The sequence below is a fragment of the Streptomyces sp. NPDC046821 genome (genome assembly GCF_040645335.1).
GTDB lineage: Bacteria > Actinomycetota > Actinomycetes > Streptomycetales > Streptomycetaceae > Streptomyces.
On record NZ_JBEYYB010000013.1, the window covers coordinates 1 to 26,180 of the forward strand.

Genomic DNA, 26,180 nt, shown 5'->3' on the forward strand with positions numbered 1-26,180 from the left:
CCCTTCGCTTGCGCGTCGCGGCGTCTATGACCGGGGGGGTGGTGGGGGTGGGGGGGGGGGGGGGGGGGGGTGGGGGGGGGGTGGTGGGGGGGGGGGGGGGGGGGGGGGGGGGGGGCGGGGGGGGGGGGGGCCCCGCCGGGGGGGGGGGCGGCCCCGACTGGGGTAGGGCTACGGCTAGTTGGCGGCGTTTCCGCCCAGTTCCGGGTAGGCGGCCGTCGAGACGCCGACCGAGGACGCCGCGAGGGAGCGGGCGCCCGTCGTGGTGATGTGGGTGCCGTCGGACGGGAGGTACGTCAGGGCGCCGTTGTAGTTGTTCTCGCCGAACACGCCGACCGTCAGGTCCGCCTTGCCGTCGCCGGTGACGTCCGTGAGCTTGACCTCGTTGCCGAAGTTGTCGTTCGTCTCGTCGGAGCCGGGGACGCCGGCCGTCGACTGGGCGAAGAACTGGCTGCCGGACTGGGTGTTGATGCCGTTCGGGGAGCCGTACAGGACGGTCACGGAGCCGGTGTCCGTGACGCCGCCCAGGTTCTCGCCACTGACGCCGACGGCCAGGTCCTGGTAACCGTCGCCGTTGATGTCGCCGAGGGACAGTTCGCCGCCGAAGCCGTCGCCGCGCTCGGAGGCGCCGGGCACGTTGCCGGTGTCCTGGGTGATGTCGGTGCCGCCGGCGGGGCCGCTCGCGGAGCCGTACGTGATGTTGACCTTGCCGCCGTCGACCGAGCCGGGCGCGGACGGGCCGTCCTTGTTGGTGTCCCACTCCTCGCCGGTGACGATGTCGCCGAAGCCGTCCCCGTTGACGTCGCCGATGTCGGTGATGGTTCCGGGCCGCAGCTTCACTGCGGACGAGGCGTCGAGGCCGGACGCGCCGCCGGGAACGTAGTAGTTGGCGTTCCAGCCGTACTGGGTACCGGTCTCGTAGCCGTCGACCACGAGGTCGGTCGCGCCGTCGCCGTTCACGTCGCCCGCGGTCATCATGCGCGGGCCGGTGCCGCCGCCGGACATGATCGGGGGCTTGATGGTGTAACGGCCGCCCGAGGTACCCGACTTGGTGATGCCGCCCTTGTAGACGTAGATCGTGCTCGCCGAGGAGCCGATCGCGAGGTCGTCCGTGCCGTCGCCGTCGAAGTCGCCCGCGGCGAGCGCCGTGCCCCACCGGTCGTGGGAGGAGACGGCCGGGTCCTTGATCGTCGTGCCGCCGGTGAGGCCCGAGGGCGAGCCCCACAGGACGAGGACGGTGCCGCCGTCGGTGTCGCCGGCCACGTCCTCCAATTCGGCGGAGACGGCCAGGTCGTCGAAACCGTCGTGGTTGAAGTCGCCGTACGCGCTGACCCAGCCGAAGGCGTCGTTGGTCTCGGCCGAGCCGGGGACGCCCGTCGTGTTCTGGCTGATGGTCTTGCGGGCGGCGGAGTTCAGGCCGTTCGCCGAGCCGTACAGGGCGACGATCTGGCCGGCGCCCCTCTTGCCGCCGACGGTCGACCAGCCGGCGGAGAACGCGACGTCGCCGATGTGGTCGCCGTTGAAGTCGGCCTGGTGATGGTGGACGGAGTCGGCAGCCGGTGCCGGGCCCGCGGACAGTGAGAGCAGCCCGCCCGTCAGCGCGACCGTGGCGGCCGTCGCGAGGGCGGTGCGTATGTTCTTGTGCATACGGTTCTCCTGCGGACAGGGAGGTCCTGGGGCCTCCCCGGTCAATGGGGGTGCGTTCCGCGGGCGTTTGCCGGGAGTTGTCCCGGGCGTAGCCCTGCGGTGAGCGAACAGGAGACTCTTTGTGGGGCGGGAGGGTTGTATGTGAACCCCGTTTATTTCCGTGCCCTCATTGGGGGTTGACGGTGGGTCGGCGTGGGTTCGCCGTGACGATGTCGCCGGGCCCGCCCTTGACGTAGACGGTGTACGGCTCGCAGTCCACGCGCGGCCCGTACGCGACGTACGTTCGGCCGGCGCCGTGCGTGAGGGTGTTCCGGCCGCTTTCCAGGTGATCGTCGCGGAAAGGGAAGGGTTCACTCCGTTCGCGGAACCGAACGTAATGGTGACCGCGATTGCGTCCCGTTCGCCGATGGCCGGGTCGCGATATCCGTCGCTGCCGAAGTCATCATCGGTACCGGCCGAAGTACCGGCCGGAGTACCGGCCCGCGACGGCACCTGCGGCGAGATCGAGTTCGCGTATGCGCATGGCCGGAATTCCTGGTGATGAGGGAAGGCTTCCGGCGTCCGACTGGTGAGATGTAGGCGAAGGTTGCGCGCGCGTGGACGCCCGGTTAACCGATGCCCTGCGGCGCCCCCGGAGGGCGCCCGCCTTCACCCCGCGTGCCCGCATTACCCCTGGTACCAAGCGCGCCTTTGCGGATAAGTGCACCCAACACCTATGCCCTGACCTGCAGTTGGACGATCTTGGCGTTGTTCACAAACTGTTGAAGTGGGCGAACTTGAACTCTTGACAGACTTACCGCCCTCTTACATTGTTACGCCACAACGGAACACACTTTCCACAATGTGGAAGTGAGGCTGCGTCGAAGAAGCCGGAGCCGGGCCCGTATCGCGAGACCCCCCTGTTCACGATCAAGGGAGACGTCATGGGGAGCACGCACGTCACGTCGAGCGCGAAAGCGCCGCTCGACCTCATTTACCGCAAGATTTTCCTGCGACTTCTGCCGTTCCTGATGATTCTGTGGACGCTCGCCTGGATCGACCGCGTGAACATCGGTTTCGTCAAGCTGACGATGACCGAGGATCTGGGCTGGAGCGAGGCGGTCTACGGCCTCGGCGCCGGCATCTTCTTCATCGGCTATTTCATCTTTGAGGTACCCAGCAACCTGCTGCTGCAGAAGATCGGGGCCAAGAAGACCCTGATGCGCATCACGATCGGCTGGGGTCTGACGAGTATCGCGATGATCTTCGCGACCACCCCGACGATCTTCTACTCCCTCAGGTTCCTGCTGGGTGTCTTCGAGGCCGGTTTCTACCCCGGCATCATCCTGTACCTGACCTACTGGTTCCCGGCCAAGCGCCGTGCCAAGGCGTTCGGCACCTTCATGTCCGCCTCCGCGTTCGCCGGTGTGCTCGGCGGTCCGCTCGCGGGCTGGATCATGAACACCTTCGACGGGGTCAACAACCTCAACGGCTGGCAGTGGGTCTTCATCGTCGAGGGCACCCCGTCGGTGCTCGCCGGCTTCGTCGTGTGGCTCTACCTGACGGACCGCCCGCACCAGGCCAAGTGGCTCACGGTCGAGGAGCAGGAACTCGTCGCCGAGGACCTCGCCGCTGACAACAACGCCGTCGAGGGCCGCGAGCACAGCCTGCTCCAGTCCCTGAAGTCGGGCCGTATCTGGCAGTTCATCGCCATCTTCTTCTGCATCATCTCGGCGAACTCCGCCCTGACCTTCTTCGGCCCGACCCTGGTCCAGGAAGTCGGCTTCAAGGACCCGCTGGCGATCGGCTGGATCATGGCCGCGGTCAACCTGGCCGGTGGCATCGGCATGATCCTCAACGGCCTCCACTGCGACAAGACCGGTGAGTCCCGCTGGCACACCGCCACTGCCGTCACCTTCGGCGCGGCGGGCCTGGCCGGTGCGGGTCTGCTCCTGAACGTGAGCGCGGCGGGCACCCTGCTCTGCCTCGGTCTCGCGATCGTCGGCACGATGAGCGCCATCCCGGTGTTCTGGCAGATGCCGAACTGGTTCCTCGCCGGCGGCGCGGCGGCCGGTGGTGTCGCCCTGATCAACTCGATGGCCAACCTCGCCGGCTTCGGCGCTCCGTTCCTGCTCGGCGCGGTCAAGGACAGCACGGGCAGCCTGAGCCCCGGCCTGTTCATCGTGGCCGGCGTCGAGGTCCTCGCGGCGCTGCTGATCCTGAAGCTCGTACCCTCCTTCCGTACCACCGACGCGGCCGCCGCACCGGCCGTGCAGGACGCATCGAAGGAATCGGAGCAAGCGGTATGAGCACCAGCAGCACCTCGCGTCCCGGCATAGCCGATGTGAACGCGATGACGCGGGAGGACTTCGTCGGGTCCCTCGGCGGGATCTTCGAGCACGCCTCCTGGGTCGCCGACGAGACGTGGGGACGGCTTCCGTTCTCCGACGTCGACGCCCTGCACGCGGCGATGATCGAGACCGTTCGTTCCTCGCCCTCCGAGCGCGTCCTGGAGTTCCTCAACGGACACCCCGAGCTGGCCGGTTCAGAGGCCCGTGCGGGCACGATGACGGACGACTCGAAGGGCGAGCAGTCGAGCGCCGGTCTGGACGCTCTGACGGCCGCCGAGGTCGCCGAGATGACCGAGCTGAACAAGACCTACCGCGAGTCCCACGGCTTCCCGTTCATCCTCGCGGTCCGCGACCGCGACAAGGACGCCGTCCTGAAGGAGCTCCGGCTCCGCACGGAGCGTCCGACCGACGTCGAGTGGGACGAGGCGCTGACGCAGATCGGGTTCATCACCCGGCAGCGGCTTGGCCGCCTGCTCGGATGACGTCCGGCTGAGCCGTAAAGACTTCGGGCCCGCCCCCTGCGAAGGGGGCGGGCCCGAAGTCTTTTACGTGACCGGCTCGGCCACGTGACCAGCCCGGCTACGTCACCGGCTACGTCCTACTTCACCGGCTCCGGCTCCGGAGCGTCCTCCGGCTCCGCGTCGCCCGCCGGGTCGACCGGCGTCTTGACGGAGTCGAGGAGCAGCTGGGCCACGTCGACGACCGTGACGGACTCCTTGGCCTGGCCGTCGTTCTTCTTGCCGTTGACCGAGTCGGTCAGCATGACGAGGCAGAACGGGCAGGCGGTGGAGACGATGTCCGGGTTGAGGGACAGGGCCTCGTCGACACGCTCGTTGTTGATGCGCTTGCCGATGCGCTCTTCCATCCACATGCGCGCGCCGCCGGCGCCGCAGCAGAAGCCGCGCTCCTTGTGGCGGTGCATCTCCTGCTGACGCAGGCCCGGGACGGCGTCCATGATCTGGCGCGGGGGCGTGTAGACCTTGTTGTGACGGCCCAGGTAGCACGGGTCGTGGTACGTGATCAGGCCCTCGACCGGCGTGACGGGGATGAGCTTGCCCTCGTCGATGAGGTGCTGGAGCAGCTGCGTGTGGTGGATGACCTCGTAGTCACCGCCGATCTGCGGGTACTCGTTGCCGATCGTGTTGAGGCAGTGCGGGCAGGTCGCGACGATCTTCTTCGCGGACTTCGGCTTGGCCGACTCCGGCGTGACCTTGCCGTCGTCGTCCAGCTCCTCGCCGAACGCCATGTTCAGCGCCATGACGTTCTCCTGGCCGAGCTGCTGGAACAGCGGCTCGTTGCCCAGGCGGCGGGCGGAGTCACCGGTGCACTTCTCGTCGCCGCCCATGATCGCGAACTTGACGCCCGCCATGTGCAGCAGCTCCGCGAAGGCCTTGGTGGTCTTCTTGGCGCGGTCTTCCAGGGAGCCGGCGCAGCCGACCCAGTACAGGTACTCGACCTCGGTGAGGTCCTCGATGTCCTTGCCGACGACCGGGACCTCGAAGTCGAGCTCCTTGAGCCACTCCAGGCGCTGCTTTTTGGCGAGGCCCCAGGGGTTGCCCTTCTTCTCCAGGTTCTTGAGCATCGTGCCCGCCTCGGACGGGAACGAGGACTCGATCATCACCTGGTAGCGGCGCATGTCGACGATGTGGTCGATGTGCTCGATGTCGACCGGGCACTGCTCGACGCAGGCGCCGCAGGTGGTGCAGGACCACAGGACGTCCGGGTCGATGACGCCGTTCTCTTCGAGGGTGCCGATGAGCGGGCGCTCGGCCTCCGCGAGGGCTGCCGCGGGCACGTCCTTGAGCTGCTCCTCGGTCGCCTTCTCGTCGCCCTCCATGGTCTTGCCGCCACCGGCGAGCAGGTACGGGGCCTTGGCGTGCGCGTTGTCGCGCAGCGACATGATGAGCAGCTTCGGGGACAGCGGCTTGCCGGTGTTCCACGCGGGGCACTGCGACTGGCAGCGGCCGCACTCGGTGCAGGTGGAGAAGTCCAGCAGGCCCTTCCAGGAGAACTGCTCGACCTGGCTGACGCCGTAGACGTCGTCCTCGCCCGGGTCCTCGAAGTCGATCAGCTCGCCGCCCGAGGTCATCGGCTGCAGCGCGCCGAGCGCCGTACCGCCGTCGGCCTCGCGCTTGAACCAGATGTTCGGGAACGCGAGGAAGCGGTGCCAGGCGACACCCATGTCGGTCTTGAGGGCGACCGTGATCATCCAGATGAAGGAGGTCGCGATCTTCAGGCCGGCGAAGAAGTACGTGAGGTTCTGGAGCGTCGAGACGTCCAGGCCTTCGAGCGCGTGCACGACCGGGTACGAGATGAAGAACGACGCCTCGTAGCCGTCGACGTGGTGCTGGGCGCCTTCGAGGGCGTGCAGCATGAAGATGCAGACGCCGACGATGAGGATGACGGCCTCGACGAAGTACGCCTGGCCGAAGTTCGAGCCGGCGAAGCGGGACTTGCGGCCCGGACGCGAGGGCAGGCTCAGCTGCCGGATGACGATCAGTACGAGGATGCCGAGCACCGTCATCGTGCCGATGAACTCGACGAAGACGTTGTACGGCGCCCAGTTGCCGATGACCGGCAGGAGCCAGTCGGCCTTGAACAGCTGGCCGATGGCGTTCACGATCGTCAGGAGCAGCGAGAAGAAGCCCACTGCCACGAACCAGTGCGCCACGCCGACGACGCCCCAGCGGTTCATCCGGGTGTGGCCGAGGAACTCCTTGGCCACGGTGACCGTGCGCTGCACGGGTTCGTCGGTACGCGTCCCGGCGGGGACGTTCTGACCGAGCCGCATGAAGCGGTAGATCTGCGCGATGGCTCGGGCGAAGAGAGCCACGCCGACCACGATCAGGACCAGCGACACGATGATCGCGGCGAGTTGCATTTGAGGGCTCCTCGGGCCTGCGAGGTGGAAATATCCGGGGATGACAAGTGATTACTAAGCGGTAACTTATTTCAGTTCATGCTGACACTACCCACTTGTGCGGCCGCACTGTAGCCAGCCGGGCGGTGATCTGCGTCGCTGAGGGCCCCCTGGGGGGTTCGGGGGTGGCCGGTGGCGACGGAACGTGTTATTCGCCCCATTTTGCGACATAAGCGAATAACTTATGAAGCTCTCCGGCCGGACGCGCCCCTCCGCCGTCACCCCGATTACGCATGAGACCGCATGGGGCCGCAAGAGAAAGGGCCCCTGATGTCCACCACGTACCTGATCGCGGGCGGCGCGGGCGTCATCGGCTCGCATCTCGCCGACGCGCTGCTCGACGCGGGACACGGTGTCGTGATCCTCGACGACCTCTCCACCGGCGACCGCGCCCGCCTCACCGCCGCGTGGCCCTCCCCCTGCCTGCGCTTCGTCCGCGGCTCGGCCCTCGACGAACGGCTCGTGGGCGAACTCCTGAGCCGCTGCGACGGCGCGGTCCACGCCGCGCCTCCGGCCGACGTACGCGTACTCGCCGGGGCCGCGCACCGGCTCGGGCGCCCCCTGCTGCATGTGGGTGCCGGAGATGAGGCCGGTCGGGTGGTCACGGGCGTCAGAATTTCCGGCGAGGTCGTCGGGCCGAGGCGCGTGCCCGCATACGGGGCGGTGCTCGGTGGGTTCGCGGCGCGGGCGGTGGGGGGTGAGGCGATCGCCGGCCGGGGCGAGGCCGTCGCGGCGCCGGACGGCGGACGCACGCGGCGTCGCTTCCTTCACGTCGCGGACGTCGTCAACGCGCTGGTGCGGCTGCTCGGTACGGGCGGTGCGCCCGGCCGGGTCCTCGATCTCGCGGGCGCGGAGGAAGTGACGGACGCGGAACTCGCGGCCCTCGTCGCCCGGCGCGCGGGCGCACCCGTCGCCTCGGGGCACCCGCATACGGACCCCGGCACCGGACCCGCACCCGATACGGAACCCGCCCCCGATACGGACCCCGCCCCCGATACGGACCCCGCCCCCGACACGACCCCCCTGCGCGAGCTCACCGGATGGGCGCCCCGCGTCACGCTCGACGACCTCGTGGACGCGGCCCTCGAAGAAGCGCGCCGCACCTCCCTTTCCCCCGTACCCGGGACGCGGGCCGAGGGGCTCGCTCCGGCCCACCCTCTGAGCTGACGGGACGTCCGCCGTGTTCTACGGGATCGCCGCCGCCGCGACCGCCCTCCTGGCGACCGCCGCCCTCACCGCTCTGCTGCGCGTCGTGGCGCGGAAGACCGGGTTCACCGTCCGCCGGGCGGGCCGCATTCTGCGGACCCCGCGCCTGGGCGGCCTGGCCGTCGCCCTCGTGACGGCCACAGTCATCACCGTCGGCGCGAGCACCGGGCTCGCCCCGGTCGGCTCCGGCACGCTCACGCTGCTGATCGCGGCCGGGGCCGTCGCCGCGATCGGGCTGCTCGACGACGCGCGTCCGACGGGAGCGCGCGCCCGCGTCGCCGTCGTGACGGCCGCCGCCACCGCCGTCGTGCACACCGCTCAACTCGGCTTCCTGGTAAGCATGTTGGCGGTCCTCTGGATCGTCTTCGTGACCAGTGTGTGCCGGCACTTCGACACCTCGGACGGGGTGCTCGGCACCGTCGGCGTCGTGACCGCGCTCGGCCTGAGCGTGTGCGCCTCGGCCGACGGGCTCGGGCAGCTCTCCGGCGTGCTCGGGCTGCTCGCCGCCGCGCTGACCGGGTTCCTCATGCACAACTGGCACCCCGCGCGGATGCGCCTCGGGAGCTGCGGATCGCTGTTCACGGGCTTCGTCCTGGCCTCGGCCGCGGTTCTGGTGAACGTGGAGCACGACGCGCTCACGGGTGCCGGTTCGCTGTTCGCCGTGACGTTCGTGGTGACCGCGGACGCGGCGCTGGTTGCGGTGTCGCGGCGGCTCGCGGGGCGGCCGGTGCTCCGGCCCGGCCCGGACCACATCGCCCACCGGCTGCGCCGCCTGGGCCTGACCCCGCGCGGGTCGGCGGTCGTCCTCGGTGTCGCGTCCCTGTCCGGCGTGGTGACCGCACTCCTGATGCACGAGGGGACGCTGGGCCCGGCGGCCGCGCTCGGGCCGCTGACCGTGGCCGCCGCTGCCGTCGCCGTACTGCTCCGGGTGCCGGTCCACGGGGTGCGGGAGACGATGCACGGGGTACGGGAGCGCGGTGCGCGGACCGTTCAGCAGCCCGCCGCCATCAACGTATCCGGCTCCTGACCGGCTCCTGACCTGCGTAGATGATGCCCGCTTCAATAAGCGCAACATAAAAGTTGAGTCGGTCCGACTCACCTCTGTTGACCGATCGGCCGTCGTCATGCATCCTTGAGCCTGTTCCACTCAAGTCAGCTGGAGGATTCACCATGGCACGTGCGGTCGGCATCGACCTGGGCACGACTAACTCCGTCGTCAGCGTTCTCGAAGGCGGCGAGCCCACCGTCATCACCAACGCCGAGGGCGCCAGGACCACGCCGTCCGTCGTCGCCTTCGCGAAGAACGGCGAGGTGCTCGTCGGCGAGGTCGCCAAGCGCCAGGCGGTCACCAACGTCGACAGGACGATCCGTTCGGTCAAGCGCCACATGGGCACTGACTGGAAGATCGAGATCGACGGCAAGAGCTTCAACCCGCAGCAGATGAGCGCCTTCATCCTGCAGAAGCTGAAGCGCGACGCCGAGGCGTACCTGGGCGAGAAGGTCGCGGACGCGGTCATCACCGTCCCGGCGTACTTCAACGACTCCGAGCGTCAGGCGACGAAGGAGGCCGGCGAGATCGCGGGCCTGAACGTCCTGCGCATCGTGAACGAGCCGACGGCCGCCGCCCTGGCCTACGGCCTCGACAAGGACGACCAGACGATCCTCGTCTTCGACCTCGGTGGCGGTACGTTCGACGTCTCGCTGCTGGAGATCGGCGACGGCGTCGTCGAGGTGAAGGCCACCAACGGTGACAACCACCTCGGTGGTGACGACTGGGACCAGCGCGTCGTCGACTACCTGGTCAAGCAGTTCAACAACGGCCACGGCGTGGACCTGGGCAAGGACAAGATGGCGCTCCAGCGCCTGCGCGAGGCCGCCGAGAAGGCGAAGATCGAGCTCTCGTCCTCGACCGAGACCACGATCAACCTGCCCTACATCACGGCCTCCGCCGAGGGCCCGCTGCACCTGGACGAGAAGCTCACGCGCGCCCAGTTCCAGCAGCTCACGTCCGACCTCCTGGAGCGCTGCAAGACGCCGTTCCACAACGTCATCAAGGACGCGGGCATCCAGCTCTCCGAGATCGACCACGTCGTTCTCGTCGGTGGTTCGACCCGTATGCCCGCTGTCGCCGAGCTCGTCAAGGAGCTGACCGGCGGCCAGGACGCCAACAAGGGCGTGAACCCGGACGAGGTTGTCGCCATCGGCGCCGCCCTGCAGGCCGGTGTCCTCAAGGGTGAGGTCAAGGACGTCCTGCTCCTCGACGTGACCCCGCTGTCCCTCGGCATCGAGACCAAGGGAGGGATCATGACGAAGCTCATCGAGCGCAACACCACGATCCCGACCAAGCGTTCCGAGATCTTCACGACGGCCGAGGACAACCAGCCCTCCGTGCAGATCCAGGTCTACCAGGGCGAGCGCGAGATCGCGGCGTACAACAAGAAGCTCGGGATGTTCGAGCTGACCGGTCTGCCGCCGGCCCCGCGTGGTGTCCCGCAGATCGAGGTCGCCTTCGACATCGACGCCAACGGCATCATGCACGTCACGGCCAAGGACCTTGGCACGGGCAAGGAGCAGAAGATGACCGTCACCGGCGGCTCCTCGCTGCCGAAGGACGAGGTCGACCGGATGCGCCAGGAGGCCGAGCAGTACGCGGACGAGGACCACCGTCGCCGCGAGGCCGCCGAGACGCGCAACCAGGGCGAGCAGCTCGTCTACCAGACGGAGAAGTTCCTCAAGGACAACGAGGACAAGGTTCCCGGCGACGTGAAGACCGAGGTCGAGGAGTCGCTCACCGAGCTGAAGGAGAAGCTCAAGGGCGAGGACACGGCCGAGATCCGCACCGCCACGGAGAAGGTCGCCGCCGTCTCGCAGAAGCTGGGCCAGGCCATGTACGCCGACGCCCAGGCCGCGCAGGCCGGCGGTGCCGAGGGCGCTGCCCCGGGCACCGACGGCCCGAACATGTCCAAGGATGACGACGTCGTCGACGCCGAGATCGTCGACGAGGACCGCAAGGACGGTGCCGCGTGACGGAGGAGACCCCGGGCTTCGACGAGAACGAGAAGCCTGACGTCCCCTCCGGCGCCACCCCCGAAGACGCCGAGTCGAAGGCCGCCGCCTCTTCCGCCAAGGAGGAGGGGGCGGCCCCGGCCGGGGACGCAGCAGCTTCCGACGCCGCTTCGGCGGTGCAGAACGTAGGCCTGACCGCCCAGCTGGACCAGGTGCGCACCGCGCTCAACGAGCGCACCGCGGACCTCCAGCGGCTCCAGGCCGAGTACCAGAACTACCGTCGCCGGGTGGAGCGGGACCGGGTCACGGTCAAGGAGATCGCGGTTGCGGGCCTCCTGACCGAGCTCCTTCCCGTACTCGACGACATCGGCCGTGCCCGCGAGCACGGTGAGCTGGTCGGCGGCTTCAAGTCGGTCGCCGAGTCGGTGGAGACCGTCGCCGCCAAGATGGGGCTCCAGCAGTTCGGCAAGGAGGGCGAGCCCTTCGACCCGACGATCCACGAGGCCCTGATGCACTCGTACGCGCCGGACGTCACCGAGACGACCTGCGTGGCGATCCTGCAGCCGGGCTACCGGATCGGTGAGCGCACCATCCGCCCCGCGCGGGTGGCGGTGGCCGAACCGCAGCCCGGGGCGCAGGCCAAGGGCGAGTCCGCCAAGGACAGCTCGGCCGACGACAAGGAAAACGGTGGCCCGGACAAGGGCTGACGTCAGTGAGCGGAAGGAGGGACGTCGAGGATGAACACGAAGGACTTCATCGAGAAGGACTACTACAAGGTCCTCGGCGTCCCCAAGGACGCCACCGACGCCGAGATCAAGAAGGCGTACCGCAAGCTCGCCCGTGAGAACCACCCCGACGCCAACAAGGGCAACCCCAAGGCGGAGGAACGTTTCAAGGAGATCTCCGAGGCGAACGACATCCTCGGCGACCCCAAGAAGCGCAAGGAGTACGACGAGGCGCGGGCCCTGTTCGGCAACGGCGGATTCCGTCCGGGGCCGGGCGGTCCCGGCGGCGGTTCGTTCAACTTCGACCTGGGCGACCTCTTCGGAGGCGGCGCCCAGGGCGGCCAGGGCCCGGGCGGCGCCGGCGGTTTCGGCGGCGGACTCGGGGACGTCTTCGGCGGCCTGTTCAACCGGGGCGGCGCGGGCACCGGCACGCGCACGCAGCCGCGCCGGGGCCAGGACATCGAGTCCGAGGTCACCCTCAGCTTCACCGAGGCGGTCGACGGGGCCACGGTCCCGCTGCGCATGTCCTCGCAGGCGCCCTGCAAGGCCTGTTCCGGCACCGGCGACAAGAACGGCACACCGCGTGTGTGCCCGACCTGCGTCGGCACCGGCCAGGTGTCGCGCGGCGGCGGTGGCGGCTTCTCGCTGACCGACCCGTGCGTGGACTGCAAGGGGCGCGGCCTGATCGCGGAGAACCCCTGCGAGGTCTGCAAGGGCTCGGGCCGCGCGAAGTCCTCCCGGACGATGCAGGTCCGTATCCCGGCCGGGGTCTCGGACAGCCAGCGCATCCGGCTGCGCGGCAAGGGAGCACCGGGCGAGCGGGGCGGCCCGGCGGGCGACCTGTACGTGGTCGTGCACGTGGACGCCCACCCGGTCTTCGGCCGCAAGGGCGACAACCTCACGGTCACCGTGCCGGTCTCCTACCCGGAGGCCGCGCTCGGCGGCGAGGTCAAGGTCCCCACGCTCGGCGGGCCCCCGGTCACGCTCAAGCTGCCCCCGGGCACGCCGAACGGGCGGACGATGCGGGCGCGCGGCAAGGGCGCGGTCCGTAAGGACGGCACCCGCGGCGATCTCCTGGTCACGGTGGAGGTCTCGGTCCCGACCGAGCTGACCGACGCCGCGAAGGACGCCCTGGAGGCGTACCGGAAGGCGACTGCGGAGACGGATGTAAGGGCAGAACTGTTCCAGGCCGCGAAGGGAGCATGAGCGTATGGACGGCCGTCGACGACAGAGTTCCTTTGTTGGCAGGGCCTACGAGCTGACCGACGAGACCCCGGTCTACGTCATCTCGGTGGCCGCCCAGCTCAGCGGGCTGCATCCGCAGACCCTGCGCCAGTACGACCGCCTCGGTCTGGTCTCCCCGGACCGCACGGCGGGCCGTGGCCGGCGCTACTCGGCCCGCGACATCGAACTGCTGCGCACCGTCCAGCAGTTGTCGCAGGACGAGGGCATCAACCTCGCCGGCATCAAGCGCATCATCGAACTGGAGAACCAGGTCGCCGCGCTGCAGTCGAGGGTGGCCGAGCTGTCCTCGGCGGTCGAGGGCGCCGCGGTGGCGATGCAGCAGCGTGAGGCGGCCGTCCACGCCTCGTACCGCCGGGACCTGGTCCCGTACCAGGAGGTCCAGCAGACGAGCGCGCTCGTCGTGTGGCGGCCCAAGCGGACGCCGGAGCAGTAGCAGTACGCGCAAGTGGCCGAAGGGGCCGGGAGGTTGACGCCTCCCGGCCCCTTCGTCGTGCCTGCGGCGTCGGCTCAGTGATCGCTTGCGTACGTGAGGAAGTCCGCCCAGGCCGTGCCGTTCACCGTGAGGCGGGGGCCCTGGGTGTTCTTGGAGTCGCGGATGTGGACGGTGCCGGGGGTGGTCGCGACCTCGATGCAGTTCGGGTCGTCGCTGCCGCTGCTGTAGCTGCTCTTGAACCAGACCAGTTCGGACGGGGCACCGGCGGGGGTCTCGCGGTTCATACTTCTCCCAGCACATGCTCGATGAAGGCCAGCGACTCCTCTGGTGTGAGCGCCTGAGCCCGGATGATGCCACACCGCAGTTCGATGATGCGGAGCTGCTTCGGGTCGGAGACCGGGCGTCCGGCGTAGAGGCCATGGCAGCGACCGATCGCCGTTCCGTCCCTGAACTTCAGCACCTCCATCTCCCCGCTCATTCCGGCGTGATCTTCGCGCGCCGTCGGCATCACCTGGATCTCCACGTGGCGCAACTGGCCGAGTTCCAGAAGATGTTCGAGCTGGCGCCGCAACACCATCTTCCCTCCGATCGGGCGTCGCAGGGTCACCTCTTCCTGGATGAAGCTGAGGGTGGGCGTCAGGTCGCGCTCGAAGACGGACTTCCGGGCCATGCGTCCGGCCACGCCCCGCTCGATCGTCTCCGGATCCAGCGCCGGGCGCCACATGGAGATGAGCGCCTGCGCGTACTCCGCCGTCTGTAGAAGACCGTGCAGGTTGTGGTTCCAGTAAGCCGTCAGCTCGACGGCCTTCGCCTCCATCTGGGCGATGTCCCGCACCTTCTTCGGGTAGCGGATCTCCGCCACGGCCGGCTTCATGTCACTGAAGAGCCCGCCGGTCTTCAGTACTTCGTCCGCCTTGTCGAGGAACTCCGGCCGGGGAATCCGCGCACCGGCCTCGACCTTGTAGATGATCCCTTCGCCGTAGCCCATGGCCGACCCCAGCTCGGGCGCCTTCAGCCCGGCCGCCTCCCGGCGGGCCCTGAGCAGCCGCCCGACGAGCGCCACCACCGCCGCGCCCTGTTCGTCACCCGGCTCGATCTCCCAGCCGTCACTGCCCGTCGCCTCAGTCATCCGCGCGCACCTCCAGTTCGCCGAGCTCCCCGCCCACACTCCGTCAACCGCCGTACCCGCAAAGCGCCTTGGACAGCCTGTACAGCCCTGGACAAAAGCTGGACAGTCACCGTACGTGACGGGCGTGTCGATGGTGAGCGTACGAGGGCGGCGCCACGCTGAGTGACGTGAACCAAGAAATCGACGAACTTCCCCGCACCGCACGCCACTTCCGCGTGCAGCTGTCGCCCACGCCGCGCGCGGCCCGGCTCGCTCGCCTCCTCGCCGTCGAACAGCTCCGCACCTGGGGCCTCGCCGACGTGCTGGACGACGCGGCGCACCTCGTGGCGGAGCTGGCCGCGAACGCCGTCACGCACGCCCGGCTGCCCGGACGGGACTTCCGGATGAGTCTGTACGTGGCCGGGGGCGCGCTGCGGATCGAGGTGGCCGACGCGCGGGGCGACCGGCTGCCTGAGACTCAACTGCCGCCGCCCACCGCCGAATCAGGGCGCGGCCTCATCCTCGTAGCGTTGCTCGCCGATCGGTGGGGCGTCGCAGACGGGCCGTTTCCACGCAAAACGGTCTGGGCCGAACTCGACCTCGCACGCGGTCGACCGGAGCACGGAAACCCGTAGGCCGGTGACGGGGGCGGTAACACCTAAGAACGGCCGAGGGGGAAAGGACCCAGTCCAAGCCCCACCCCTCCGCCCGCCGAGACACGGACGGGTGAAGGTCACCAACTGGGCTTGCGCATATGCCGGTTGCGCCCTCTACGCTCACGACCAGCAGCACGCACCATCACAACCCCAGACATGCGACAGCCCTCGCCGGGACGGGCATCCCAGTGCGAGGGCCTAGCCGCCAAGGAAGATGTGGTCTTCCCGATGGATACTCAGCACCCTAGCGCCCCCTCGCGCGCCCCGGGCGGAATCGTCCATGACAACGCCCGTCATCACACGCGTTTCACGGTCGTCGGCAATCACCTCGCCCAGCACCGCGAACTCTCCGGCCTGGCGATCGGCCTCGCCGTGCACATCCAGTCGCTTCCGGCAGGGGCCCGCGCCGACGTCCGTACTCTCGCGGCCCGCTTCCCGGAGGGCACCGCCCGTATCGCCGCGGCCCTGCGCGAACTGGAGGCCCACGGCTACCTGCGGCGCGAGCGGCATCGCACACCGGACGGGCGGGTGCGTACGCGCACGGTCTCCTGCAACCAGCCGGGTGCCACGACTTCCGAGGCCCCCGCGAGGCGCCGACCCGCGCCGAAGAAAAAGCCCCGGACTCTCGCCGTGCCCCACCCGGAGCACACTCCCGGGCCCGGCATCCTCCGGGCGGCCATGGACGTCCTGGCCGGCCTCCACCGCGCCGACTCCCGCCTCACCCTCTCCGCGCACGACGCCGAACGCCTCGCGCCCGGCGTGGCCGCATGGCTGGAACGGGATCTGACGCCCGCCGCCGTACGCCACGCCCTCACCCGCGACCTGCCCGAGGACCGCCCGATCCACCGCCCGGCGGCCCTCCTCGCACACCGCCTGACGGTCCAACTACCGCCCCGGCCAAGCGGCTTCACGGCAAGCGCCGCACCGCCACCACCGCCGACCGTCCGCTACCCACTGCGGAACTGCGACGTCTGCGACCACGCCTACCGGGGCCCGGAACCGGACTGCTGCCCCGGCTGCCGCCCCGCGCCGCAGTGATCGTGTCGCTTGTGTCCCCAGTACGCCGAGCCCACACTGAAAGGAGGTGCGCCACGATGACCGCTCTTGCCGCTGAGAGGCCCAGGACCATGCCCGACATCGCGACCCAGGCAGAGAACGCTCCGTTCGACGAGGGGCTGTCCGAGCTGGAAAAGGTTGTGTGGCAGGCATGGAAGGCCATGGAACTCCCCGAGGGCTATCACGCCGAGATCATTGAGGGAGCCATCGAGGTGTCGCCCACCGGCCGCTTTTCCCACGGCCAGATCATCAATCTGCTCCGCGACGAGCTGGTCTTCTTCCTGAAGGAGACGGACTTCGTCGCGCGCAACGACATCAACGTCGTGCACAAGGGCAGTGCGTGGGTACCCGATCTGTTCATCGTCCCCAGGGATGTCGATCGATTCGTCACGGCTGACGGTCTCGGTATCACGGCCGCGGCAGTGCGTCTCGTCGTCGAAGTCGTCTCACCCGGCAAGCGCAACCAGGATCGCGACCGCGTCAGGAAGCGCCGCGAGTACGCCCGAGCGGGCATCCCCGTATACGTGATCATCGACGACCACGACGCTCAGGGCACCGTCACGGTCCTCACCGAGCCCCGCTCCGACAAGGGGGACTGGGTGGGCGTGCACCAGGTGCCGTACGGCACGGAGGTGATCATCCCCGAGGGTCCCGCCAAGGGGTTCACCCTCGATGAGGCGATCACCGGAGCGCGCCGCCCCTGACCAGCAGTGCCTCAGCGCTTCGCCCCGCCGGGCAGTCCGGCGGTGCGAAGCGGCGTCGCTCGTCACGCGGTGTCAGACCAGGTCCGGCCGGATCGTCCACGAGTGGGCCGGGGCCGTCGTCGAGCCGTCTGAACGCACGCCGACGATCCGGTAGAACGACGTCTCGCCGAGCGGCTGGGTCGTGTCGCGGTAGGACTGCGGTGCGGTGCTGCCGGTGGACGGGACCGTGGCCAGGGGCTCGTACGTGCTCGTCGCCCGGTTCCAGCGGGTGATGCGGTACTCCTTGATGTCCGCGCAGGCCGTCGCGTCGCCGCAGCGCCAGGAGGGGCCGGAGACGTCCTCGGTGGCGCGCCAGCCGCCTGCGCCGTACACCGGGCCCGGGTCGCTGCCGGTCGCGTCGGCCGGGACCAGGTCGAGTTCCGTGCTCGTCACCTTGGGCACCGACGGGTCGTCGAAGGACAGTTCGTTGCCCCACTTGTCGCGGGCGGTCACGGCGTACACGTACGTCTTGCCGTCGGGGACGCCGACGCACAGGATCGCCAGCGGGTTCTCCGCGTCGTCCACGCAGGCGAACGGGTCCAGCCACTCGATGGTGCCGTCGGCCTGGAGGACGCCGCGCTGGGCGGTGTACTCGACGATGTCGTCGTCGAGCGGCTTGTCCCAGCTCAGGACCGTGCCGTCGGCGCGGGGCGTGGCCTTGAGGCCGGTGAGCGGGCGCGGCGGCACGCGGTCGGCCGTCGTCACGGTGACGGTGTTCGACACCTGGGACTCGTTCTTCCAGCCGTCGACCACGGTGACCCCGTACGTGTACCGGGTCTCGGGCTTCGCGCTGCGGTCGTAGCACCGGAAGTCGTAGGCGGCCCGGTCCGAGCGGAGCGTCGTCGTCTCGTTCTCGCAGGTGATCGGTGTCCGGTCGGCGCCGAGCGAGCTGCCCTGCGAGCGGTACACGACGAAGCGCGCGGAGTTGTCGAGCTCGTCGCTCATGGGGTGCTCGGGCGTCTCCCAGGTCAGCTTCACCTCGGTGGCCGCGACGTCCGCGCCGAAGTTCGCGGGTGCGTCGGGTGCCGTGCGGTCGATGCCGTCCGACGTGACGGCCGTCGAGTACGCGCTCGGGTTCCCGGCCGCGTCGAACGCCCGCACCGCGTACGTGTGCAGCGTGCTGTCGGCGCCCACGTAATCGATGAACGACGTGCCGGTGAGGCGCTTGAGGAGGGTGTAGGCGCCGGTGGACGACTTCGCGTACACCTCGTACGCGGTGGCGTCCGCGACCGGCTTCCAGCCGATCATCATCCCGTACAGGTCACCGTGCGCGGTGAGCCCGGCCGGGGCCGCGGGGCCGGTGCGGTCGGCGGTGGTGACGTACTGGTCGGCGGTGCCGGCCGACGTGTTGCCCGCCTTGTCGTAGGCGCGGACCTCGTACGCATAGACGTCGCCCGTCGCCGGGACGGTCGTGTCCGTGAACGACGTCGAGGTCGTGGTGGCGAGCGGCTGCGCGGGGTACGTGCCGCTCTTGAGCCGCCGGTAGACGCGGTACCCCGCGAGGTCCATCTCCTTGTTCGCCGCCCAGCTCAGCTTGGCCTGGTAGGTGGAGGTGTACGTGAGCACGGGAGCCGTCGGGACGAGAGGCTTGACCGTGTCGACCGTCGCCGAAGTGCGGGGCGTGTAGGCGAACTTGACGTTCGCCGCGCCCGTCCAGTTCACGAAGTCGACCCGAAGGGTGTGCTTCCCGGCGGGGATCGTGACGTTGACGGTCTTGGACTGCGTCGTCGACACGTTCTTCCAGATGTCGACCTTGCGTACGTCGTCCACGTAGACGCGGATGCCGTCCCGGGTCTCGACGGGCAGGGCGAAGGGGCCGCCGGAGCCGAAGTCGCGCGTGACGGTCCAGCGGACGCCGAAGTTGTTGACGGGCAGGCCGGTCGCGGGCGCGCCCGTGCCCCAGTTCTGGTCGATCTTCGAGTCGCAGTCGGTCTTCTTCGGCGTACCGGAGAAGGTGGTGTTCGCGTAGAACTGCCGCTTGAAGACGGGGGAGGCGCAGCTGACCGCGGCGTCGGCGGGCGGGGCCGCGACCGTGAGGAGGCTGCCGGCCGTGGCGGCCACCACGGACGCGGAGAGCGCCCGCGCGGAGCGGCGGCCGCGCGGTGCGCCGGGGAGTGCGCGTGAGGGCGCACCTGAGGGTGTGGCGGGTGTCATGACGATCAAGACACACGAGGGTGGGGGTTGGTTGTACGGGCGCGGGCCGCTCTACGGGGTCGGTTCCGCTTCCGGTTCCGGTCGGCCTTCCGCTTCCGGCTCCGGATCTGGTTCCAGCATCCCCGACTGCCCTATGAGATAGCCGAGTTGGGCGCGGCTGTCGCTGCCGAGGGTGGTGGCCAGCTTGGCTATGTGGACGCGGACCGTGCGGATGTTCATGCCGAGGCGCTCCGCGATGACGGCGTCGGTGTGGCCCTCGATGAGGAGGGCGGCGATGGTGCGCTGGCGCGAGGTGACGCCGCCCTTCGCCGGGGGCTGGTGCGCGGCGACGGGGAACATCGGCGTGGCCAGCCGCCACAGGCGCTCGAAGGTCGTCACGAGGTAGGAGATGAGCGCCGGGTGGCGGATCTCCAGGGCCACGGTGCGGTCCGAGTTGGCGGGGATGAACGCGACGGTCCGGTCGAGCAGCACGAGCCGCTCGGTGACCTCGTCGAGCGTACGGACCTCGACGTCGCCCCGCAGCTGCTCGCAGTGGGCGACGGCGGCGGGGGAGTGCCGGGCCGTGTGCTGGTACAGCGTGCGCATCCGGCAGCCGCGGGAGAGGAGCTGCTGCTCCTGGGAGAGGACCGAGGTCTGGAGCGTGGGCGGACGCTGGCCCGGCTGGACGGTCAGCAGCTCCTGCGAGGAGGCGGCCATGGCCTCGGCGATCGCGCTGTTGATCCGCTGGGACCCCATGAGGACGGAGAGCATGGGGGTGCTGCGTACGGCCGCGCGCTGCGCGTCGAGCTCCATGAGCGGGGCGAACGTGTCCGCGAGCTTCGACTCGCGGCGGCGCTGGTGCGCGATCTCGGCCTCGATGCCGCGCAGCAGTCCGGGCAGGACCAGGGCGGGCGGGACGGGGCACAGCCACTGCCCGTCGTCCGGGTCCGTGTGCAGCAGCCCGAAGTCGAGGAGGCACGGCGCGCAGCCGGCGTCCTCGACCTTGACGCGGCCCTCGCGCAGGGCCCGGGAGTACACCGCCGTGCCGGCGGCGCACAACTCCTCGGCGCCGTGCGTGTGGGCCTCAGTGGTCACGGTGTGGCTCTCTTCGGTCGACTCTCAGTGATCCTGGTCGAGGATCCCCGACTGTGCTATCAGAAACCCGAGTTGAGCGCGGCTTCCGCTGCCGAGGGCGGCGGCGAGCTTGGCTATGTGCGCGCGGCAGGTGCGGACGTTCATACCCAGGCGGCGGGCGATCGCCTCGTCGACGTGGCCTTCGACCAGAAGTCTGGCGATCGAACGCTGTACGCCGGTGATGCCGTCGGTCGGGGGAGCGTAAGGCGTCTCCTCCAGGAGGGGAACCCCGCGCTGCCAGAGCTGCTCGAAGACCTTGGCCAGGTACTCGACGAGGCCGGGGTGGCGCAGTTCGAGGGCGACCGGGTGTTCGCCGGCGACCGGGATGAACGCCACGGTCCGGTCGAAGATCATCAGCCGCTCGATGAGTTCTTCGAGCGTGCGTATCTCCACGTTGCCCTTGGCCATGTGCTCGGCGTACAGGAGCGTGCCCTGGCTGTGGCGGGCCGTGTGCTGGTAGAGGGTGCGCATGGTGATGCCGCGCGCGATGACGGCACGGCCGCGCTCCAGGCCTTCGGTGAGGGAGTGTTCGCTGCGTCCGCCGCCGGGCTGGACGGTGAGGATCTCCGACTGGCACTCGGCGATGGCGACTTCGATCGCCGAGTTGATGCGGTTGATGCCTTCGAGGACGGTGACCGCGTGAGTGGTGGGCTGGTCCTGTGCGCTGATGGCCATGAATGGCTCGAAGTAATCGGCCAGTTCGACTGCCAGGCTTCTCTTCTCCTGGATTTCGCGCTCAATGGGCTGGAGGCGCTGGGCCAGGGCCGCGGTGGGGGGAACCGGGCGGAGCCAGCCCGCGTCGTCCGGGTCCGGGTGCAGGAGCGCGGATTCCACCAGGCAGGGAGCGGACACCACGTCACTTCGGGCGATGCGTCCGGAGCGCAGAGCGCTTGCGTACAACCGCCTGCCCTCGTCGCACAGTTCAGCCGCGACGTGAGGATGTGTCCGATCCGCGCTGTTTGTCACTGTTGATCCACCCCCCAGGGTCCTGAACGTGCAGGAACATGATGCATCGCTTCTGTGGTGTTTGGTTGGCCGAATGAGTCATCGTTTGGGAGTCGGGGGAGAGAAGCCACGGAAGTGAGGACGAAGCCCACTATGTGCAAGAGAATGCTTCGCTCGGTGATGGCTGTTGCCTTCTGCACCGGAATGGCTCTCGGAGTGCTCGGCACTTTGGACCTGTCCTGGAGCGGTACGCCCACCACGCATGTGTCGGCCGCGGTGCCGCCGGACCTGTCCTGGAGCTCCGCCCCTGTGGACTCCGGCGCATGACCCCCCCGCCTGACGACCGATCCCTGCGCAGGGAGATGGCGATCGCCTACCGCTCCGGCTGGCACACCGTCGACCTCGTGACGGCGATCCCGAACCCGGGTGACTCCCTGATGGTCACCCTGTTCGGAGAACCGATCGTCGTGGTCCGGGACGAGGGTGACGACATCCGGGCCTACCGGTGCCTGCGCCGGCCCCGGGGCGCGCCACAGCCGGTCCGGTCGGTCGTCCGGTACGGGATGATCTTCGTGAATCTCGACCAGCGTGACCATCAGCTGGTGCAGGAGTCGGGGCCCGAGGTCTCGCACACCGCCTCAGCCACCCCCCGCAGTGCCTGACGCGATTCCCCCGTCGTTGTAGATCGCGCAGGCGCTTCCCCCAGCAGTGGCGCCACCGTGGACCTGAACACGGTGGCGCCGCTGCATTTTTTGTCTACGGGTCCCAGCGGCCGGCCCTCGCTACCCGGCCTCCGCTACCCGTTCCCCGTGGCGCGCGTCAGCGCGATCTCGATGACCACGCGGTCGGGGTTGGGTGCCGGTACGCGCTCGTACCGCTCGGTGTACCGCCGTACCGCCTCCGCCACCCGTTCCGGTTCCGCGCTGATCTCCGCGCGGCCCTCCAGCGTGGCCCAGCGCCGCCCGTCGACCTGGCAGACCGCCACCCGGGCCCCGCCGTCCGTCGCCGCCGCCGCGCGGACGTGCCCCACCTTCGCGCTGTGCCGGTTCGTGATCACCCGGGCCAGGCCCGCCTCCGGGTCGTACGTGACGCCGACCGGCACCACGTGCGGGGTCCCGTCGGGGCGCAGCGTCGTCAGCGTGCACAGGTGCCGCTCGCGCCAGAAGCTGAGGAAACCCGGGTCCGGGTTCAGGGGATCGTTCCGCTTGGCCATGCTCCGGAAGATATCGGCAGGGCCGTCCGTTACCCGCGAAAGCAGCCGCAGCGGACCCGTCGCGCTTTTCTTGAGTCAGGTCGACTCAAGTTTGTGTATTCTTGCAGGGTCAGTGTGCTGGAGATGCAGACGCAAGGAGGAGAGTGCGCACGTGGACGCCGAGCTGACGAACCGGAGCCGGGACGCGATCAACGCGGCCACCAGTCGGGCCGTGTCCGGAGGGCACGCGGATCTGACCCCCGCGCATCTGCTCCTGGCACTGCTTGAAGGCCAGGACAACGAGAACATCACGGACCTGCTGGCCGCGGTCGACGCCGACCAGGCCGCCGTGAGGTCCGGGGCCGAGCGGGTACTCGGCGCACTGCCGAGCGTGACCGGTTCGACGGTCGCGCCGCCCGCTCCCAACAGGGAACTGCTCGCCGTCATCGCGGACGCGGACAAGCGGGCCGGGGAGCTCGGGGACGAGTACCTCTCCACCGAGCATCTGCTCATCGCGGTCGCCGCCAGGGGCGGCGCGGTGGGCGAAATACTGAAGAACCAGGGGGCGAGCGCAGAGAAGCTGCTCGCCGCCTTCGAGAAGAGCAGGGGAGGGCGCCGGGTGACCACACCCGACCCCGAGGGCCAGTACAAGGCCCTGGAGAAGTTCGGCACCGACTTCACGGCCGCCGCGCGCGAGGGCAAGCTCGACCCCGTCATCGGACGGGACCACGAGATCCGGCGCGTGGTGCAGGTGCTGTCCCGCCGCACCAAGAACAACCCCGTCCTGATCGGTGAGCCCGGCGTCGGCAAGACCGCCGTCGTCGAGGGGCTCGCCCAGCGGATCGTGAAGGGGGACGTCCCGGAGTCGCTGCGCGGCAAGCGGCTCGTCTCGCTCGACCTCGGCGCCATGGTCGCCGGCGCGAAGTACCGCGGTGAGTTCGAGGAGCGCCTGAAGACCGTCCTCTCCGAGATCAAGGAGAGCGACGGGCAGATCATCACGTTCATCGACGAGCTGCACACGGTCGTGGGCGCGGGCGCCGGCGGCGACTCCTCGATGGACGCGGGGAACATGCTGAAGCCGATGCTCGCGCGCGGTGAACTCCGTATGGTCGGCGCGACCACGCTCGACGAGTACCGCGAGCGCATCGAGAAGGACCCCGCCCTGGAGCGCCGCTTCCAGCAGGTCCTCGTCGCCGAGCCGACGGTCGAGGACTCGATCGCGATCCTGCGCGGGCTGAAGGGCCGGTACGAGGCCCACCACAAGGTCCAGATCGCCGACAGCGCGCTCGTCGCCGCCGCGACGCTCTCCGACCGGTACATCACCTCCCGTTTCCTGCCCGACAAGGCCATCGACCTCGTGGACGAGGCCGCGTCCCGGCTCCGTATGGAGATCGACTCGTCGCCCGTGGAGATCGACGAACTCCAGCGCTCCGTCGACCGGTTGAAGATGGAGGAGCTGGCGCTCGACAAGGAGACGGACCCGGCGAGTATGCAGCGCCTGGAGAAGCTGCGGCGCGACCTCGCCGACAAGGAGGAGGAGCTGCGCGGCCTCACCGCCCGTTGGGAGAAGGAGAAGCAGTCCCTCAACCGCGTCGGTGAGCTGAAGGAGAAGCTCGACGACCTGCGCGGCCAGGCCGAACGCGCCCAGCGCGACGGCGACTTCGACACCGCCTCCAAGCTGCTCTACGGCGAGATCCCCACCCTGGAGCGCGACCTGGAGGCCGCCTCCGAGGAAGAGGCGGAGGTCGAGGCGGCCAAGTCCACCATGGTCAAGGAGGAGGTCGGCTCCGACGACATCGCGGACGTCGTCGCCGCCTGGACCGGCATCCCCGCCGGACGCCTCATGGAGGGCGAGACCCAGAAGCTGCTGCGGATGGAGGACGAGCTCGGCAGGCGCCTGATCGGACAGGCCGAGGCCGTCCAGGCGGTCTCCGACGCGGTCCGCCGCACCCGCGCCGGCATCGCCGACCCGGACCGCCCCACGGGCTCCTTCCTCTTCCTCGGCCCGACGGGCGTGGGCAAGACGGAGCTGGCCAAGGCCCTCGCCGACTTCCTCTTCGACGACGAGCGGGCCATGATCCGCATCGACATGAGCGAGTACGGCGAGAAGCACAGCGTCGCCCGCCTCGTCGGTGCGCCTCCCGGGTACGTCGGGTACGAGGAGGGTGGCCAGCTCACCGAGGCGGTGCGCCGGCGCCCGTACAGCGTCGTCCTGCTCGACGAGGTCGAGAAGGCGCACCCGGAGGTCTTCGACGTCCTGCTCCAGGTGCTCGACGACGGGCGTCTCACGGACGGCCAGGGCCGCACGGTCGACTTCCGGAACACGATCCTGGTGCTCACCTCGAACCTCGGCAGCCAGTTCCTGGTCGAGCCGACGCTGTCGGACGAGGAGAAGAAGCAGGAGGTCCTGGAAGTGGTACGGGCCTCCTTCAAGCCGGAGTTCCTGAACCGGCTCGACGACCTCGTCGTCTTCTCGGCGCTCGACAAGGCCGAGCTGGAGCGGATCGCGAAGCTCCAGATCGACCGCCTCGCCAAGCGTCTCGCCGAGCGGCGTCTTACGCTGGAAGTCACCGACGAGGCCTTGGCCTGGCTGGCAGACGAGGGCAACGACCCGGCATACGGCGCCCGCCCCCTGCGCCGCCTCGTCCAGACAGCCATCGGCGACCGCCTCGCGAAGGAGATCCTCGCCGGCGAGGTCACGGACGGCGACACGGTCCGGGTGGACGCCTTTGGAGACGGCCTGATCGTGGGCCGCGCCACGGGCAAGACGCTGTAGCGGGTGTGTTCGGGCGGGGGCGGTGACACAGCCCCCGCCCGCTCCCTTCCGTACGCCGCCCGCGCTGAGCCGGTGAGGCGGATCGTGTCAGCCCGCAGCGGATAGTGCCGCCGGGGCTTGCTATTCCCCGCCCCTCCTGGGGGAGGATGGCGGGAATCCGTACGAAGGGACCAAGCACGTGAGCATCGACCCGTCCTCGATTCCGAACTTCGGGGGCCAGCCCCAGCAGCCGCAGGGCTCAGGACCGGCGGGCCCCGTCGTCCCCGACCAGGACCTCGTGAAGCAGCTCCTGGAGCAGATGGAGCTCAAGTACGTCACCGACGAAGAGGGTGACCTCGCCGCTCCGTGGGAGGAGTTCCGCACGTACTTCATGTTCCGCGGCGAGGACGACCAGCAGGTCTTCTCGGTGCGGACGTTCTACGACCGCCCGCACGACCTCGAGGCCAAGCCGGCGCTCCTCGAGACCATCGACGACTGGAACCGCCGCACCCTGTGGCCCAAGGTCTACAGCCACACCCACGACGACGGCACGGTCCGCCTCATCGGCGAGGCCCAGATGCTCATCGGTACGGGCGTCAGCCTGGAGCACTTCGTGTCGTCGACCGTCAGCTGGGTCCGCGCCGCGATCGAGTTCGACCGCTGGCTCGTCGAGCAGCTCGGCCTGGAGCAGTCCGTGGACTCCCCGGACGACGAGAAGCCGGGCGACGACGCGTAGCCGTCGGGTACATCTGCAAGTTGAGAGCCCGGCCGGGGTAACCCCGGCCGGGCTCTCGGCGTTTGCGGCAACGCCCGCCCCACGCGCCGCCCCACATGCCAAGTACCCCACAGGGCACGTCAGTTGATGACCAGGTCAACGGCATATTGCGGCACCGGATGCCTTCTCTCCCGGCCAGTAATCGAACAATTCAAGCCTTGATGGCCGCCAGGA

The 26,180-nt window shown here is 69.4% G+C and carries 22 protein-coding genes; 14 read left to right on the top strand and 8 right to left on the bottom strand.

Annotated features, from left to right (window positions below; all coding sequences use genetic code 11):
- Positions 1 to 174: 174 nt before the first annotated feature.
- Positions 175 to 1,644 carry an FG-GAP repeat protein gene (locus tag ABZ893_RS25900; RefSeq protein ID WP_361407814.1) on the bottom strand — a complete coding sequence of 490 codons (1,470 nt, stop codon included), beginning with the start codon at positions 1,642 to 1,644 and terminating at the stop codon, positions 175 to 177.
- A gap of 923 nt (positions 1,645 to 2,567) precedes the next feature.
- Between ABZ893_RS25900 and ABZ893_RS25905 the strand changes: the two genes are divergently transcribed.
- The gene (locus ABZ893_RS25905; protein WP_361407816.1) at positions 2,568 to 3,932 is read left to right on the top strand and encodes an MFS transporter; all 1,365 of its coding nucleotides are present in this window, start codon (positions 2,568 to 2,570) and stop codon (positions 3,930 to 3,932) included.
- Positions 3,929 to 4,456 (top strand): 2-oxo-4-hydroxy-4-carboxy-5-ureidoimidazoline decarboxylase, encoded by a 528-nt coding sequence (gene uraD, locus ABZ893_RS25910; RefSeq protein ID WP_361407818.1) that lies wholly within the window; start codon positions 3,929 to 3,931, stop codon positions 4,454 to 4,456. The genes ABZ893_RS25905 and uraD overlap by 4 nt, the downstream gene beginning before the upstream one ends.
- A 116-nt stretch (positions 4,457 to 4,572) precedes the next feature.
- On the opposite strand, the gene ABZ893_RS25915 is transcribed toward uraD, so the two are convergent.
- The gene (locus ABZ893_RS25915) at positions 4,573 to 6,855 is read right to left on the bottom strand and encodes a (Fe-S)-binding protein (RefSeq protein ID WP_361407820.1); all 2,283 of its coding nucleotides are present in this window, start codon (positions 6,853 to 6,855) and stop codon (positions 4,573 to 4,575) included.
- A gap of 309 nt (positions 6,856 to 7,164) precedes the next feature.
- Between ABZ893_RS25915 and ABZ893_RS25920 the strand changes: the two genes are divergently transcribed.
- The 6 genes from ABZ893_RS25920 (at position 7,165) to ABZ893_RS25945 (ending at position 13,509) form a co-directional block, all read left to right on the top strand.
- Positions 7,165 to 8,061 carry an NAD-dependent epimerase/dehydratase family protein gene (locus ABZ893_RS25920; protein WP_361407822.1) on the top strand — a complete coding sequence of 299 codons (897 nt, stop codon included), beginning with the start codon at positions 7,165 to 7,167 and terminating at the stop codon, positions 8,059 to 8,061.
- Between the two features lie 13 nt (positions 8,062 to 8,074).
- Complete coding sequence (locus tag ABZ893_RS25925) at positions 8,075 to 9,127, top strand: MraY family glycosyltransferase (protein WP_361407824.1); 1,053 nt, start codon at positions 8,075 to 8,077, stop codon at positions 9,125 to 9,127.
- Positions 9,128 to 9,270: 143 nt separating this feature from the next.
- Complete coding sequence (dnaK, locus tag ABZ893_RS25930; RefSeq protein ID WP_361407826.1) at positions 9,271 to 11,127, top strand: molecular chaperone DnaK; 1,857 nt, start codon at positions 9,271 to 9,273, stop codon at positions 11,125 to 11,127.
- Positions 11,124 to 11,813: a nucleotide exchange factor GrpE gene (gene grpE, locus ABZ893_RS25935; RefSeq protein ID WP_361407828.1), complete on the top strand. Its 690-nt coding sequence runs from the start codon at positions 11,124 to 11,126 to the stop codon at positions 11,811 to 11,813. Before dnaK ends, grpE begins: the two co-directional genes overlap by 4 nt.
- 30 nt (positions 11,814 to 11,843) lie before the next feature.
- Positions 11,844 to 13,037: a molecular chaperone DnaJ gene (dnaJ, locus tag ABZ893_RS25940; RefSeq protein ID WP_361407830.1), complete on the top strand. Its 1,194-nt coding sequence runs from the start codon at positions 11,844 to 11,846 to the stop codon at positions 13,035 to 13,037.
- A gap of 4 nt (positions 13,038 to 13,041) precedes the next feature.
- Entirely contained in the window at positions 13,042 to 13,509 is a 468-nt protein-coding gene (locus ABZ893_RS25945; protein WP_361407832.1) for a helix-turn-helix domain-containing protein, read from the top strand.
- 74 nt (positions 13,510 to 13,583) lie between these two features.
- On the opposite strand, the gene ABZ893_RS25950 is transcribed toward ABZ893_RS25945, so the two are convergent.
- Entirely contained in the window at positions 13,584 to 13,793 is a 210-nt protein-coding gene (locus ABZ893_RS25950; protein ID WP_361407833.1) for a DUF397 domain-containing protein, read from the bottom strand.
- Positions 13,790 to 14,638 carry a helix-turn-helix transcriptional regulator gene (locus tag ABZ893_RS25955; protein ID WP_361407835.1) on the bottom strand — a complete coding sequence of 283 codons (849 nt, stop codon included), beginning with the start codon at positions 14,636 to 14,638 and terminating at the stop codon, positions 13,790 to 13,792. The genes ABZ893_RS25950 and ABZ893_RS25955 overlap by 4 nt, the downstream gene beginning before the upstream one ends.
- 167 nt (positions 14,639 to 14,805) lie before the next feature.
- Between ABZ893_RS25955 and ABZ893_RS25960 the strand changes: the two genes are divergently transcribed.
- The 3 genes from ABZ893_RS25960 to ABZ893_RS25970 all read left to right on the top strand — a co-directional run bounded on the left by ABZ893_RS25960 (position 14,806) and on the right by ABZ893_RS25970 (position 17,033).
- Entirely contained in the window at positions 14,806 to 15,252 is a 447-nt protein-coding gene (locus ABZ893_RS25960) for an ATP-binding protein (RefSeq protein ID WP_361407837.1), read from the top strand.
- A gap of 249 nt (positions 15,253 to 15,501) precedes the next feature.
- Positions 15,502 to 16,311 carry a helix-turn-helix domain-containing protein gene (locus tag ABZ893_RS25965; RefSeq protein WP_361407839.1) on the top strand — a complete coding sequence of 270 codons (810 nt, stop codon included), beginning with the start codon at positions 15,502 to 15,504 and terminating at the stop codon, positions 16,309 to 16,311.
- Between the two features lie 56 nt (positions 16,312 to 16,367).
- A complete protein-coding gene (locus ABZ893_RS25970; RefSeq protein WP_361407841.1) occupies positions 16,368 to 17,033 on the top strand; it encodes a Uma2 family endonuclease in 666 nt (221 codons plus the stop codon).
- A 72-nt stretch (positions 17,034 to 17,105) separates the two neighbouring features.
- On the opposite strand, the gene ABZ893_RS25975 is transcribed toward ABZ893_RS25970, so the two are convergent.
- The 3 genes from ABZ893_RS25975 to ABZ893_RS25985 are packed head-to-tail and all read right to left on the bottom strand — an operon-like array spanning position 17,106 to position 21,305.
- The gene (locus ABZ893_RS25975; protein ID WP_361407843.1) at positions 17,106 to 19,226 is read right to left on the bottom strand and encodes a PA14 domain-containing protein; all 2,121 of its coding nucleotides are present in this window, start codon (positions 19,224 to 19,226) and stop codon (positions 17,106 to 17,108) included.
- Between the two features lie 51 nt (positions 19,227 to 19,277).
- Positions 19,278 to 20,300: a helix-turn-helix transcriptional regulator gene (locus tag ABZ893_RS25980; RefSeq protein ID WP_361407845.1), complete on the bottom strand. Its 1,023-nt coding sequence runs from the start codon at positions 20,298 to 20,300 to the stop codon at positions 19,278 to 19,280.
- Positions 20,301 to 20,324: 24 nt separating this feature from the next.
- Positions 20,325 to 21,305, bottom strand: a complete 981-nt coding sequence (locus ABZ893_RS25985) for a helix-turn-helix transcriptional regulator (protein ID WP_361407847.1) — start codon at positions 21,303 to 21,305, stop codon at positions 20,325 to 20,327.
- 302 nt (positions 21,306 to 21,607) lie between these two features.
- Between ABZ893_RS25985 and ABZ893_RS25990 the strand changes: the two genes are divergently transcribed.
- Positions 21,608 to 21,946: a hypothetical protein gene (locus ABZ893_RS25990; RefSeq protein ID WP_361407849.1), complete on the top strand. Its 339-nt coding sequence runs from the start codon at positions 21,608 to 21,610 to the stop codon at positions 21,944 to 21,946.
- Between the two features lie 134 nt (positions 21,947 to 22,080).
- Here ABZ893_RS25990 and ABZ893_RS25995 read toward each other — a convergent pair whose 3' ends face one another.
- Positions 22,081 to 22,497 (bottom strand): TIGR03618 family F420-dependent PPOX class oxidoreductase, encoded by a 417-nt coding sequence (locus ABZ893_RS25995; protein WP_361407851.1) that lies wholly within the window; start codon positions 22,495 to 22,497, stop codon positions 22,081 to 22,083.
- Positions 22,498 to 22,648: 151 nt separating this feature from the next.
- Here ABZ893_RS25995 and clpB point away from each other — a divergent pair, with 151 nt between their 5' ends.
- On the top strand, positions 22,649 to 25,252 hold the full coding sequence (gene clpB / locus ABZ893_RS26000) for an ATP-dependent chaperone ClpB (protein WP_361407853.1): 2,604 nt from the start codon (positions 22,649 to 22,651) through the stop codon (positions 25,250 to 25,252).
- A gap of 178 nt (positions 25,253 to 25,430) precedes the next feature.
- Positions 25,431 to 25,967, top strand: coding sequence for a YbjN domain-containing protein (locus ABZ893_RS26005; RefSeq protein WP_361407855.1), 537 nt, complete (start codon positions 25,431 to 25,433; stop codon positions 25,965 to 25,967).
- Positions 25,968 to 26,180 lie beyond the last annotated feature (213 nt).

Bases quoted from the DNA above. Each gene is read 5' to 3' on its own strand.
- ABZ893_RS25900 (WP_361407814.1), bottom strand. From the start codon at position 1,644: ATGCACAAGAACATACGCACCGCCCTCGCGACGGCCGCCACGGTCGCG.
- ABZ893_RS25905 (WP_361407816.1), top strand. From the start codon at position 2,568: ATGGGGAGCACGCACGTCACGTCGAGCGCGAAAGCGCCGCTCGACCTC.
- uraD (WP_361407818.1), top strand. From the start codon at position 3,929: ATGAGCACCAGCAGCACCTCGCGTCCCGGCATAGCCGATGTGAACGCG.
- ABZ893_RS25915 (WP_361407820.1), bottom strand. From the start codon at position 6,855: ATGCAACTCGCCGCGATCATCGTGTCGCTGGTCCTGATCGTGGTCGGC.
- ABZ893_RS25920 (WP_361407822.1), top strand. From the start codon at position 7,165: ATGTCCACCACGTACCTGATCGCGGGCGGCGCGGGCGTCATCGGCTCG.
- dnaK (WP_361407826.1), top strand. From the start codon at position 9,271: ATGGCACGTGCGGTCGGCATCGACCTGGGCACGACTAACTCCGTCGTC.
- dnaJ (WP_361407830.1), top strand. From the start codon at position 11,844: ATGAACACGAAGGACTTCATCGAGAAGGACTACTACAAGGTCCTCGGC.
- ABZ893_RS25945 (WP_361407832.1), top strand. From the start codon at position 13,042: ATGGACGGCCGTCGACGACAGAGTTCCTTTGTTGGCAGGGCCTACGAG.
- ABZ893_RS25950 (WP_361407833.1), bottom strand. From the start codon at position 13,793: ATGAACCGCGAGACCCCCGCCGGTGCCCCGTCCGAACTGGTCTGGTTC.
- ABZ893_RS25955 (WP_361407835.1), bottom strand. From the start codon at position 14,638: ATGACTGAGGCGACGGGCAGTGACGGCTGGGAGATCGAGCCGGGTGAC.
- ABZ893_RS25965 (WP_361407839.1), top strand. From the start codon at position 15,502: ATGGATACTCAGCACCCTAGCGCCCCCTCGCGCGCCCCGGGCGGAATC.
- ABZ893_RS25970 (WP_361407841.1), top strand. From the start codon at position 16,368: ATGACCGCTCTTGCCGCTGAGAGGCCCAGGACCATGCCCGACATCGCG.
- ABZ893_RS25975 (WP_361407843.1), bottom strand. From the start codon at position 19,226: ATGACACCCGCCACACCCTCAGGTGCGCCCTCACGCGCACTCCCCGGC.
- ABZ893_RS25990 (WP_361407849.1), top strand. From the start codon at position 21,608: ATGACCCCCCCGCCTGACGACCGATCCCTGCGCAGGGAGATGGCGATC.
- ABZ893_RS25995 (WP_361407851.1), bottom strand. From the start codon at position 22,497: ATGGCCAAGCGGAACGATCCCCTGAACCCGGACCCGGGTTTCCTCAGC.